Below are 12,094 nucleotides of genomic sequence, written 5' to 3'. Positions count from 1 at the left end.
CGACATGAGCGAGGTGGCGGCAACAGGCATCTCCGTGCTGCTGGTCGACGACCATCCGATCGTCCGCCAAGGCTACCGGCGCGTGCTGGAAAGCCAGGGCGACCTGCATGTCGTGGCGGAAGCCGACAACGCCGCCGATGCCTACGGCGCCTTCAAGGCGCATGACCCCGACGTCGTCGTGCTCGATATCTCGATGCCCGGCGCGAGCGGGCTGGAGGCGATCCGCAACATCCGCGCGCGCAGCCCGCGGGCGCGAATCCTGGTCTTCACCATGCACAACGAGGCCGTGCTGGTGAAATCAGCCTTCAGCGCGGGGGCCAGCGGCTTCGTCACCAAGAGCAGTGAGCCCTCCGCCGTGGTCGGCGCCATCCGCGCGGTTGCGCGCGGCGAGCGCGCCATGAGCGACGACATCGCGCATATTCTGGCCGAGGACAGTTTGTCGGCGGGCTCGGCGCTGGATCAACTGGGCGAACGCGAGATCGAGATCCTGCGCCAGTTCGCCGGCGGCGCCACTACCGAGCAGATCGCCGCGCATCTCAATCTCAGTGTGAAGACGGTGCAGAATTATCATTATTTGATCAAGACCAAGACCGGCGCGCGCACGGACGCGCAGCTGGTGCGGCTGGCCGCGACCTGCGGGCTGACCAGGATTTAGCAGCAGGGCTGCCGCATTGCTTCAAATGACGTGAGATTTCTCAATCTGCCGGATCAATTGGAACAGAGCCTATTCCGTTCCAGTTAGCAGCAGAGTGAAGGAGTCAAAGGTCATGAGTAAGGGTCATCACAAGGCAGTCGTCGCTCCCTCGATCATCACCGTCGGCGAGCTCATCGACGAACTCTGCCGCCTGCCGGATACCGCGATCGTCCATTTCCGCTGCCCCATGCTCGGTCAGGAGCTGGCATTCGAACGCCTTCGAAAGCGGTCGAAGGACGACGTCGAGATCGCGATCAATGCCTATCCGGAGAGTCCGCCGGTCGTGCCGTCATCCGACGGCGCTTTCCGCGCACGAACGTCTTCGCCATCGCTTGACGACGGCACCCACCTTCAAAAAGCGAGAGGCTGATCGGCCTCGGCGCATCGAACGGCGTCGGCCGTCTAGCAGACTTTCAATCCGCGCAGCACCAGCGCGAGGATCGCATCGACGCGCGCCGGCAGATCGGCATCTTTCCACTCATCGGCATGGGCAGGATGATGGAAACGGCTGGTGGCATCGAAGATTGCGCGCGCCGTGACCTTGGCGTCGGCGACACTCAACTCGCCCTGCTTGACGCCGTCAGTCAGGATCGCCGCGATCTGGTCGATCATGGTGTCCTTGTGGCACTTCACGGCCGCGCAGGCTTCGCGCGCCAGCGTCAGGTAGGTTTCGAACATTTCGGGGTCGTCGAGCACGCGCGACCGCTTGGCGGCGAACAGCGTGCGTAGCCAGCGGTCGAGCCTGTCGGCCGCCGGCCCCTGCTCCCTGGCAATCGCCAGGAGCGGCGCATCGATGCGATCCAGCCAGCGTTTGGCAACGGCCTCGCGCAGCGAGGCCTTGCTCGGGAAATGGCGATAGACGCTGCCGTGGCTCACATCGAGCGCACGGGCCACGTCGACCACGGTGGCCTTGGCAAGTCCAAAGCGCCGCAGCACGTCCTCGGTGACATCGAGGATCCGCTCCGGCGTCAAGACAACGGCTTCATTCATGCCAGCACCATGTTCCCGTTCAGGGCTCAGTTACTCCGGCACCAAGGCTGCTTCCGAAGCGCCCGGGCCGGTCGGTTCGGAAAGCCTATGCCTTAATGCGGCAGTTTTGCAGCCTGCGCCGCGATCTGGCGCGCCACCAGCAAATTGAGCCAATGCCCAATCACACCGGTAAAATTGAGGATTTCGGTCGTCATTGTCGTAAGTCTCCATTCGTCCGCGGTTCCCGTTCTTCAATCCGCCCTCCGATCCGTGCTTTGCGCGGATGTCAGGCTCCCCGGGACTTGTCGCGGGACGCCCAACCAGAGCGTCCGAGAACGGATATACACGTCTAGCTAACAGATTTCAATATCTGTCAGTCAATGATCCGTGATTGACAGTTAATATCTGCGAGCGGGTCGGGGCTCCCTTGGGATCCGGGCCGGTGGATAGCTCGGCGATCCCCCACTCCCACGAGCCGGACCGTTTGTTTCGCCCTCCCCGCTCTGCTAAATCGCGGCGTAAAAAGCATTTTGGCCGGAGCCCACACCCCCTTGGGGTGTCCGCCCACCTTCCTGGAGCCGTCAGATGATCCCCCGCTATACCCGCCCGGAAATGGCCTCGATCTGGGAGCCGCAGACCCGGTTCAAGATCTGGTTTGAGATCGAGGCGCATGCGGCGGACGCCCTTGCCGAGCTCGGGACCATCCCCAAGGAGGCCGCCAAGACGGTCTGGGCCAAGGCCAAGGACGCCACCTTCGACGTCGCGCGCATTGATGAGATCGAGCGCGAGACCAAGCACGACGTCATCGCCTTCCTCACCCATCTCGCCGAGATCGTCGGCCCCGAGGCGCGCTTCGTGCACCAGGGCATGACCTCCTCCGACGTGCTCGATACCTGCCTCAACGTCCAGCTCACCCGCGCCGCCGACCTCTTGCTCGCCGACCTCGACAAGGTGCTGGCCGCCCTGAAGAAGCGCGCGTTCGAGCACAAGATGACGCCGACCATCGGCCGCAGCCACGGAATCCATGCCGAGCCGGTCACCTTCGGCCTCAAGCTCGCTTACGCCTATGCCGAGTTTACGCGCGCCAAGGAACGCCTGATCGCGGCCCGCAAGGAGGTCGCGACCTGCGCCATATCAGGTGCCGTCGGCACCTTTGCGCAGATCGATCCGCGCGTTGAAGAGCACGTGGCGAAGGCCATGGGCCTCGTCCCCGAGCCGATCTCGACCCAGGTGATCCCGCGCGACCGCCACGCGATGTATTTCTCGACACTCGGCGTGATCGCCTCTTCGGTCGAGCGCATCGCGGTCGAGATCCGTCACATGCAGCGCACCGAGGTGCTCGAGGCCGAAGAGTTCTTCTCGGAAGGGCAGAAGGGCTCCTCCGCCATGCCGCACAAGCGCAACCCGGTGCTGTCGGAGAACCTCACCGGCCTCTCCCGCATGGTGCGCGCCTACGTGACGCCGGCGCTGGAGAACGTCGTGCTCTGGCACGAGCGCGATATCTCGCACTCCTCGGCCGAACGCATGATGGGCCCGGATGCGACCGTCACGCTCGACTTCGCGCTGGTGCGCCTCGCCGGCCTGGTCGACAAGCTGCTGGTGTACCCCGCCAACATGCAGAAGAACCTCGACCGTCTCGGCGGCCTCGTGCATTCGCAGCGCGTGCTGCTGGCGCTCACGCAAAAGGGCGCGAGCCGCGAGGACTCCTACAAGCTGGTCCAGCGCAACGCGATGCCGGTCTGGCGCGGCGAAGGCGACTTCCTCCAGCTGCTGAAGAAGGACGCGGAGGTGAGGAAATATCTCAGCGACGCCGAGCTCGAGGAGCTGTTCGACCTCGGCTACCACCTCAAGCACGTCGACACGATCTTCAAGCGCGTGTTCGGCGAGAGCTGAGCACGTTCTGTAGCCCGGGTGAGCGCAGCGATACCCGGGACCCCTCTCATAGAAATCCCGGATGTCGCTTCGCTCATCCGGGCTACGCCGCCGCCGCGGAACGACGAGCTACAACCGCTTCTGCAGCCATTTCACCAGCGCAGGGCTGCCGATCGCGGCGGTGCCGAACGCGCACATGTTGCCGTCGAGATAGCCCGCGCGGCCACGCCCCTGCACGTAACGCTTGCTGAAGAAGAAAGTGTGCAGCTTTTTGCCGGCCTCATCGAGGAAGACGAGCTGCCAGCGCAGATCGGGCTGGTAAGATAGTTGCGATGGCGCCAGCGCATTGACCGCGGCCGCCAGTTCGGTCGCATCGCGCGGGGTCAGCACCAGCGTCTTGCGTTCGCTCGCATAGCTCGCAAAATGCTCCGGCGAAATCGGAATACTGGCGAGCAGACGGTCGGAGATCTTCGACAGATCGAGCCGCTTGATCTGGCCGGCCTGGATCTTCTGGCTGACCGATGCGATCACCGCCGCAGCGGCGCCGATATCGCAGGCAAAGGCCGGGCCGGCCATGATCGAAAGGCAGGCCGCCAGCACAAGACTATCGCGTCCGAACTTCATGGCTTGCCCCCCGTCCCCGGCCTGTCGCGGCCTCACCTTATAGCCACGGAACGGGACGGCGAAAGCCTAGGCGACCATTTGCGGACGACGACGACGCGGAGTACGCTTGCCGTCATCATCCCCCGCGAACACAGAAGAAACGGACCTTCCAATGCCCATCGTCAACCGTGTTGCCGCCCTCTCCGACGAAATGGCCGCCTGGCGCCATGACTTCCACGAGAACCCGGAGCTGCTCTACGAAGTCCACCGCACCGCCGGCATCGTCGCCGAGAAGCTGCGCGAGTTCGGTTGCGACGAGGTGGTAACCGGCATCGGCCGCACCGGCGTGGTCGGCGTGATCCGCGGCCGCAAGTCGTCCTCGGGCAAGACCATCGGCCTGCGCGCCGACATGGACGCGCTGCCGATCATGGAAACCTCGGGCGTGCCTTATGCATCGAAGGTGCCCGGCAAGATGCACGCCTGCGGCCATGACGGCCACACCGCGATGCTGCTGGGCGCGGCCAAATATCTCGCCGAGACACGCAATTTCGACGGCACGGCGATCATGATCTTCCAGCCTGCCGAGGAAGGCGGCGGCGGCGGCAAGGCCATGGTCGAGGACGGGCTGATGACCCGCTGGAACATCGAAGAGGTCTACGGCATGCACAACATGCCGGGCCTGCCGGAAGGCCATTTCGCAACCACCCCCGGTGCGATGCTCGCCTCCTCCGACAACATCCAGATCACGGTTCACGGCAAGGGCGGCCACGCCGGCGCGGGCCCGCACAAATCCGTCGACAGCGTGCTGATCGGCTCGCAGATCGTCAACGCGCTGCAGTCGATCGTGGCACGCAACGTCGATCCGCTGAAGTCGGCGGTCATCTCGATCACGCAATTCCACTCCGGCACGGCCTTCAACATCATCCCTGAAATCGCCGAGCTCGGCGGCACCGTGCGCACGCTCGATCCCGAGGTGCGCGATCTCGTCGAGCGCCGCATCGGCGAAGTCGCCGACAGCGTCGCCCGCGCCTATGGCGGCTCGGCCGAGACGAAATATACGCGGATGTATCCGGTGACCATGAACCATGCGCGCGAAGCCGGCCTTGCCGCCGACGTCGCCCGCGACATCGTCGGCACTGAGCGCGTCAACGACAAGTTCATCCCGATGATGGGCGCCGAGGATTTCTCCTTCATGCTGGAGGCACGCCCCGGCGCGATGGTGCTGGTCGGCATGGGCGACGGCAACGAGTGCCACCACCCCGCCTACGTCTTCAACGACAACATCCTGGGTCACGGCGCGTCATTCTGGGTGCGCATGATCGAGACGCGGATGCCGGCGTAGCCGGGGCCGCACACGCTGCCACTGTAGCCCGGGTGAGCGAAAGCGACACCCGGGAACAGCTTCATCCCCGATAGTCGCTGTCCCGGATATCGCTTTCGCTCATCCGGGCTACAAGTCCGCTCGCCGCTTATCCCTCGTACTGCAGCACGTGCATGCCCGCGTTCCAGTCGGAGACGAACATCAGCCCATCGGGCCGCACATAGGCGTCACAGGTCTTGGCGGCGAGCGCGATGTTCGGGCGGGGATCGATCAGCTTCTTGGGTGTCGGCGGCACCCAATACGCGATCTCCCTGGGCGCGAAGGCATCGCGGATGTCGAACACCCTGACGCCGGCATTGTTGTAGGTTGCGAAGATCGTCTCCTCGCTCTGGAACGAGCCGGGGCGGTTCTCGTGCAGATTATGCGGGCCGAAAGTGCCCTTCGTGCAGAAATCGCGGTCGCGAGGCGTCGGCAGCGTCGCGATCGGCACCGGATTTTCCGGCGCGCGGATGTCGAGCACGAAGGTGTGGAACAGGCCCTTGGCACATTGATCCGCATTCGCCTCGTCCGCGACGATTGCAAGTTGTCGCTTCGGCAGCGGGAGCGGCGTGTGCGTGCCGCCGGCGAAGGGTGGCGACCAGTTGATGTGCGACAGCAGTTTTGGATTGGCGGGATCGCTGATGTCGTGGACGGTGAAGCCGCCATCGCGCCAGGCGGCATAGCCGCGATCGCCCGCCGTGATCATATGATGGAGCGCAAAGCGCTTGCCCTTCGGCGTCGCCGGCTCGCCGGCCGCGCGGTTCATGCCCGGCAGCCACCATTTGGCGACGATCTCCGGCTTCGTGATGGTCTTGAGGTCGACAACGCAGAGGATGTGGTCGGTGAAGCCGTCGAAATGCGCCGACACATAGGCGTAGCGGCCGCCCGGCCACCACAGGCGGTTGATGCCGAAACCGGGCATCTCGAGGAACGCGATCTCGCGCATCTCGCCAGGCTTCGAGATGTCGTGGATCGACAGGCCGCAGCGGAATTTCTTGGCCTTGGTGATGCTGTCGACCAGCGTGTTCTCGAAATAGCCGCGCATGTTGTCGTAGGACTGCATCGCGACGATGTTGGCGCCGTTCGCGAGCAGCAGCATGTCTTCTGCCACCTGGAGATGGTGGGTGCGGGTGTATTGCCCTGCGGTGAAGAAATTGACCGGCTTCAGCGCACGCGGATCTGACGCGTCCAGGATCGTCACACCGTCGCTGAACATGTGTCCGACATAGACGTGCTGGCGGTTGAACATCACCTGCACGCTGTCGGGCCGGCCGCCGATGTCGCTGTAGGAGATGTGCTTGATGCCCTTGCCGACGCCTTCCGGCGGAATGTCCGCATCTGCGGCCGATGCGGCCCCTGACCATCCGGACAGAGCGGCCGAGCCGAGCACGGCCGACAGATGTTGAAGGTGACGACGGCGAGAGACGTGACGCATCGATTTCCTCCCATTCTTTTTGGAAGGATGATGCGCGCTTGCAGCGAGGCGTGCAAGCCTCGCGTCGCCGCCCTCGCCTAAGCCTGCACCACCTCGTGCCGCATCACGAAGGGCGCGAGCAATGTGTGCACCTCACCGGCGACCAGCTCACGCTGATCGGCCGGCAGGCCTGCGAGCGTCACGGTGGCGATCGATCCGTGACTGCCATGGGCGCCGACCTTCACCTTGCAATCGATGCCGCGCTCGACCAGCGGTGCCAGCACATTGGCGAACACGCGCTCGGCCGCGTCCCAGCGCAGCTGCGGCTTGAACACCTTGCCGACGCCCGTCACCGGCATCGGATCGATCGGGATGACCTGCACCGGCACCGCGGCCCGCTCCGGCGTACGCTCGCGCACCCACGATTCAAGCTCGCCGGGCTCCACGGTCGCGCCCGGCTTCAGCTGCACGTAACCCACCGGCAATTCGCCCGCATAAGCGTCGGGCTGGCCGACCACGGCGGCAAAGCCGACCGCGGGATGGCGGAACATGATCTCCTCGATCGGCGCCGGGTCGATGTTGTGACCGCCGCGGATCACGAGGTCCTTGGCGCGGCCGGTGATCCAGAGATAGCCATCGGCATCGAGGCGGCCGAGATCGCCGGAATTGACCCAGACCCCGTCGACGAAGGCGGCCTTGTTGTGCTCGTCGTTGAGATAGCCGCCGAACACGCCGGGCCCGGCCATGATGACGACACCGATTTCGTCCGGCTTGCAGTCGCGGATCAGGCGGCCGTCGGCGTCGAGGTGGACGATGCGCACGCGCGCGTAAGGCATGGGAAGGCCGACCGAGCCGAGCCGGATCGGCCGGTCCGGGTAAGCGAGCGTGTGCACGCTCGAGGTCTCGGTCATGCCATAGACCTCGACGACGCCCAGCTTCAGCTTCTCCTGGATCGCCGAGCCGACGGCGACGGGAATCGCCGAGCCGCCGCCGGCGGCATATTTCAGGCTGGAGATGTCGGCATCACCCGGCGGCACAGAGAGCGTCGCGGCCAGCACCGTCGGCACGCTCGACAGCGCCTCCGGCTTGAAGCGCTCGACCAATCTCCAGATGTTCTTCACCGCATTCGGATTGCGCCAGCCGCTCGGCGACAGCACGACGAGCGAGCCCCCACTCGCCAGCGTCGTAAGCACCTGCGTCAGCGAGCCTCCGACGTGAAACAGCGGCATGCCGAACAGCAGATTGGCGCCCGGCTTCGACTTCAACAGAAGATTGAGCCCCCAGGCCTGATAGACCTGGTTGGCATGGGTGTGCCGTACCAGCTTCGGCGTGCCGGTCGTGCCGCCAGTGTGAAAGTAGGCGGCAACGTCACTGCCGAGAATCTTGCGCCCGCTGACAAGCCGGTCGGACGGCTGCTGCTTGATCAGATCGTTGAAGGCGAAGATGCCCTTGTCCGGATCGCCGCCGCCGAACACCTGCACGATCGCCTTGAGGTGCTTGAGTTGCGGGCGGATCTGTTCGACTTTCTGCCAGATGTCGGTGCCGGGCAAAGGCCCAAGCGCCACCAGGATCTTGGTCTTTGCGGCGTCCAGGATCTCCGCGATCTGATGCGGCTCGAGCAGCGGGTTGACGGGATTGGCGATGCCGGCGGCCTCGGCGCCGAACAACGTCACGAACGCATCGGGCACCAGCGGCAGCATGAAGCTGATGACGTCGCCCTTCTCCGCGCCGAGCGCGTGAAACATATTGGCGGCCTGCGTGACGCGCGCGATGAAATCGCGGTAGGTGACGACCTGCGGCGTGTCGGCGGGATCGGCGTTTTGCAGAAACTGGATCGCCGCGCCGTCGGGGTTGAGCGCCGCACCCAATGTGATGGCGTCATAGGTGCTCTCGGCTGCAACGCGCTCTGCATAAGGGACCTGCTCGAATGCGCGGACTTCCGCGTCCGTCAACAGCTCCGGATGTTCATTGCCGATAAAGCGATCGAGCGCGTGGATGCCCGCCATGGAATTCCGTCCTCCCTCTGTTCATTGCCCCGCTGCTTGTCTTTTCGACATCTTGGTTCGGCGAGGCCCCGACCGAAGGCCGGTCGGGCGGGAACAGAATGATGGATGATTGAGCGTTCGTCCATGGCCCAGCGGCCGCGACGATCGGACTTGCCCGAGAGGACTTTGAACCTCCGCGCCCGGTCCGGGCACCAAGAACAGGCATGGGATTCGCCTGCCAGCGTCCTGCCGCAAGACTCGAGGTGATCATGACGAGGCCCCGGCGAAACCGCAATCGAGCGCTGATGTTCACGCTCGCCGTGGCGGCCGTGATGGCCCTGCCCCAGGCCTCGCTCGCCGGAGACAGCCAGCTCGACAAGATGCGCGCCAGGATCGTGGCCTTCGTCGGCGACAAGATGGAAAAACTCGGCGGCTCGCTCATCGTCTACCGGGTCGATGCCGACGGCCTGCGCGAGAGCGTCGTCACGGATTTGCGCGACGACGTCTACAAGACCCTGCGCGAAGGCAAGATCGCCTTCTCCGGACTTGCGATTCGCGATGGCGGCGTTGAACTGAAGATCGCGGACGCCAAGGGCCGCGAGCAGCTCGCGCGCAAGCTCGCATCCGCCGCGGAAGGATTGCCGTCGGCTGCGCTTGCCGTGACCGATGGCGGCGACGGACAGGTCAGGCTCGCGCCGACCGAGGCTGCATCCGCCGCACGGCTGCACGATCTCGTCGAAGATTGCATCGCCATGATCGAGCAGCGCCTCAAGGACGCCGGCATCAAGCTCGCCAGCGTCCAGCCCGACGGCACCGACCGCATCCGGATCTTCATGCCCGGCGAAATGAACCCGGCGCCGGTGACTGCAATCCTTGCCCGGAAGGTCAGGGTCAGCCTCCGCCTCGTGGACCTTTCGATGCCGGGCGAGCAGGCGCAATCCGGCACGCCCCCCGAAGGCACCGAGGTCCTGCTCGGCTTCAAGGACAACAAGCCCTATCTCGTTGCCAAGGACAGCGCGCTCGAGGGCGACGACATCAGCTATGCGGGCCCGGGCTTCGGGGCCGGCACGAAGGAGCCGATCGCCTCGTTCCGCTTCAACGGCCGCGGCACGCGGCGCTTTGCCCACGCCACCGCAGAGAATGTCGGAAGGCCCTTCGCCATCGTGCTCGACGACAAGGTGATATCCGCCCCCGTGATCCGCGAACCCATCACCGGCGGCTCGGGCCAGATCTCCGGCAGTTTCACCCTGGAGGAAGCAAACAGCGTCGCCATGATGCTGCGCGCCGGCTCGCTCCCCGGCCATCTCGACCTCGTCGAACAGCGGGTCCTGCAGCCCACCGCCAAGCCGTAAGGCGGCCATCGGCCCGCAGCCGGGCTCGCCGGGGCGTGCAAGCTCCGTTTACAAGCCCCAAAGCCCATGCCGGAAGCGCCGAATCACGGGCGCGTCCGGGTCATACGCACAACCAACGGGCAATTGCCGAAACGCTGGATCGGGCTAAAATTTGCCTCTTGCGGCATGACGGCCGAAGGCGTCATTCAAGCGGTCGTCATTCGATTTCGGCTATACAAATACCGACCAGGACTGAAGGCCTTACGCGGGGTTAGTACCATGCCGTCCGGCAGCGCAGACATTTCCTCGATCCTCGACCGCATTCTCGAAGCGGCGACGGACAACCTCAGGATCGCGAAGATCCTGGTCCAGATGGGGCTCGACCCCAACGACGTCACCTGGGATGCGATCTTCAACCGGCTGCTGGAGATCTTCGTCCACAACATCACGCTCGCCAATATGTTCGCAGCGGTCGGAGCCGGCTTCTTCGTCGCCACCATCCTGATGCGGACGATGGTGCCGCTGCGCGTCGCCAACATGATCGGCTGCGCGTTCTTCGCCATCTTCGGCGCGCTCTCCGCCAACGTCGCGACGTTCCTGCTCTATCTGCTGATGCTGCCCATCAACGCGCTGCGCCTGCGGCAGATGCTCAAGCTGGTCAAGAAGGCGCGCCATGCTGCCGAAGGCGACATGTCGATCGAATGGCTCAAGCCGTTCATGACCGAGCGCAAATATCGCCGCGGCGACACGCTGTTCAAGCTCGGCGATCCCGCCAAGGAGATGCTGCTCACCGTCACCGGCAAGTTCCTGGTCAAGGAGATCACCGTCGAGATCGGGCCTGGCGCGCTGATGGGCGAGCTCGGCTTCCTCACGCCGGACAACCGCCGCACCGGAACGATCGAATGCATCGAGGACGGCCAGGTGCTGACGATCACCTATGACCGGCTGCTCGAGATCTACTTCCAGGACCCGCAGTTCGGCTATTACTTCCTGGTGCTGACCAGCCAGCGCCTGCTGCAGAACATCGACCGGCTGCAGAAGCAGCTGGCGAGCGCGCAGGCGGCGACCACCAACAAGATCGCCTGATCCCCGCTCAGGTCAGCAGCAGCGCCATGCCCGGATCGCCCTTCTCCATCGCACGGCGATAGGCCGGCCGCGCACTGATCCGGCCCAGATATTTGACCACGTTCGGGCAGCGCTGGATGTCGTAGGGTTGGAAGTAGCGCATCGTGGTGAGCGAGAACACCGTCATGATGTCAGCGGTGGTGAAGGCGCTCCCCGCCAGATATTCCGCATCGTGAAGCCTCGCATCGAGAAGGTCGTAAGCGCGATCGAGGCGCCCCTTCATCGCGCGCAGTGTCGGGTTGTCCTTGGCGAGCTCAAGCCGGCCTAGAATCATCATCCGCCCCATGCCGGGTTGCAAGGTGCCGTTGGCGAAATGGAGCCAATACAGAAACTGCGCAAAGGCGGGATCCGTCGGGCCGAGCACAAGTCGGCCGTTGCCGTATCTTGCAACGATGTAGTCGACGACGGCGCCGGATTCGGCCAGCACCAGATCGCCGTCCGTGATCACGGGCGCCGCCCCGATCGGGTGCAGCGCCTTGTAGTCGGGCGGCGCCAGCATGGTGACGGGATCGCGGGCATAGCGCTTCAGCTCGTAGGGAATGCCAAGCTCCTCGCAAAGCCAGACGATGCGTTCGGACTGCGACTTGCCAAGATGATGGACGGTGAGCATGCGGACTCCCTGCGAGCGTTGGATCAGTCGTGACGCTGCATCATACTCCGTCATTGATACATATCTGCGCCGGAAATTCTGGTCTCGTACCCCGGACGCTGCGCCGCACGACGTGATGCGCTGCGTCCGGG

The 12,094-nt window shown here is 64.6% G+C and carries 11 protein-coding genes; 6 read left to right on the top strand and 5 right to left on the bottom strand.

Annotation, left to right across the window (positions count from 1 at the left end; all coding sequences use genetic code 11):
- Positions 1 to 4 precede the first annotated feature (4 nt).
- Both QRQ56_RS01420 and QRQ56_RS01415 read left to right on the top strand, forming a co-directional pair.
- The gene (locus QRQ56_RS01420) at positions 5 to 655 is read left to right on the top strand and encodes a response regulator (protein ID WP_438737070.1); all 651 of its coding nucleotides are present in this window, start codon (positions 5 to 7) and stop codon (positions 653 to 655) included.
- A 112-nt stretch (positions 656 to 767) separates the two neighbouring features.
- Positions 768 to 1,064, top strand: coding sequence for a hypothetical protein (locus QRQ56_RS01415; RefSeq protein WP_438737068.1), 297 nt, complete (start codon positions 768 to 770; stop codon positions 1,062 to 1,064).
- Positions 1,065 to 1,096: 32 nt separating this feature from the next.
- Here the strand turns inward: QRQ56_RS01415 and QRQ56_RS01410 are convergent, their stop codons facing one another.
- Positions 1,097 to 1,684: a TetR family transcriptional regulator gene (locus QRQ56_RS01410; protein WP_438737065.1), complete on the bottom strand. Its 588-nt coding sequence runs from the start codon at positions 1,682 to 1,684 to the stop codon at positions 1,097 to 1,099.
- A gap of 564 nt (positions 1,685 to 2,248) precedes the next feature.
- Between QRQ56_RS01410 and purB the strand changes: the two genes are divergently transcribed.
- Positions 2,249 to 3,556 carry an adenylosuccinate lyase gene (purB, locus tag QRQ56_RS01405; RefSeq protein WP_438737063.1) on the top strand — a complete coding sequence of 436 codons (1,308 nt, stop codon included), beginning with the start codon at positions 2,249 to 2,251 and terminating at the stop codon, positions 3,554 to 3,556.
- A 108-nt stretch (positions 3,557 to 3,664) separates the two neighbouring features.
- Here purB and QRQ56_RS01400 read toward each other — a convergent pair whose 3' ends face one another.
- Positions 3,665 to 4,159 (bottom strand): hypothetical protein, encoded by a 495-nt coding sequence (locus QRQ56_RS01400; protein ID WP_438737062.1) that lies wholly within the window; start codon positions 4,157 to 4,159, stop codon positions 3,665 to 3,667.
- A gap of 151 nt (positions 4,160 to 4,310) precedes the next feature.
- Here QRQ56_RS01400 and QRQ56_RS01395 point away from each other — a divergent pair, with 151 nt between their 5' ends.
- A complete protein-coding gene (locus tag QRQ56_RS01395) occupies positions 4,311 to 5,480 on the top strand; it encodes a M20 aminoacylase family protein (RefSeq protein WP_438737060.1) in 1,170 nt (389 codons plus the stop codon).
- 127 nt (positions 5,481 to 5,607) lie between these two features.
- Here the strand turns inward: QRQ56_RS01395 and QRQ56_RS01390 are convergent, their stop codons facing one another.
- Complete coding sequence (locus QRQ56_RS01390) at positions 5,608 to 6,933, bottom strand: LVIVD repeat-containing protein (RefSeq protein ID WP_438737058.1); 1,326 nt, start codon at positions 6,931 to 6,933, stop codon at positions 5,608 to 5,610.
- Positions 6,934 to 7,010: 77 nt separating this feature from the next.
- Positions 7,011 to 8,918 carry an acyl-CoA synthetase gene (locus QRQ56_RS01385; RefSeq protein ID WP_438737056.1) on the bottom strand — a complete coding sequence of 636 codons (1,908 nt, stop codon included), beginning with the start codon at positions 8,916 to 8,918 and terminating at the stop codon, positions 7,011 to 7,013.
- A 248-nt stretch (positions 8,919 to 9,166) separates the two neighbouring features.
- Between QRQ56_RS01385 and QRQ56_RS01380 the strand changes: the two genes are divergently transcribed.
- Both QRQ56_RS01380 and QRQ56_RS01375 read left to right on the top strand, forming a co-directional pair.
- Positions 9,167 to 10,249, top strand: a complete 1,083-nt coding sequence (locus QRQ56_RS01380) for a SecDF P1 head subdomain-containing protein (protein ID WP_438737054.1) — start codon at positions 9,167 to 9,169, stop codon at positions 10,247 to 10,249.
- A gap of 258 nt (positions 10,250 to 10,507) precedes the next feature.
- Positions 10,508 to 11,314 carry a Crp/Fnr family transcriptional regulator gene (locus tag QRQ56_RS01375; RefSeq protein ID WP_438737052.1) on the top strand — a complete coding sequence of 269 codons (807 nt, stop codon included), beginning with the start codon at positions 10,508 to 10,510 and terminating at the stop codon, positions 11,312 to 11,314.
- A 7-nt stretch (positions 11,315 to 11,321) separates the two neighbouring features.
- On the opposite strand, the gene QRQ56_RS01370 is transcribed toward QRQ56_RS01375, so the two are convergent.
- Positions 11,322 to 11,963 carry a glutathione S-transferase family protein gene (locus QRQ56_RS01370; protein WP_438737050.1) on the bottom strand — a complete coding sequence of 214 codons (642 nt, stop codon included), beginning with the start codon at positions 11,961 to 11,963 and terminating at the stop codon, positions 11,322 to 11,324.
- Positions 11,964 to 12,094: the final 131 nt, after the last annotated feature.

Origin of the sequence: Bradyrhizobium sp. U531, assembly GCF_051710265.1 — a bacterium.
In the GTDB taxonomy this organism is placed as follows: Bacteria; Pseudomonadota; Alphaproteobacteria; order Rhizobiales; family Xanthobacteraceae; genus Bradyrhizobium.
This window is presented reverse-complemented; position numbering and strand designations above follow the sequence as displayed.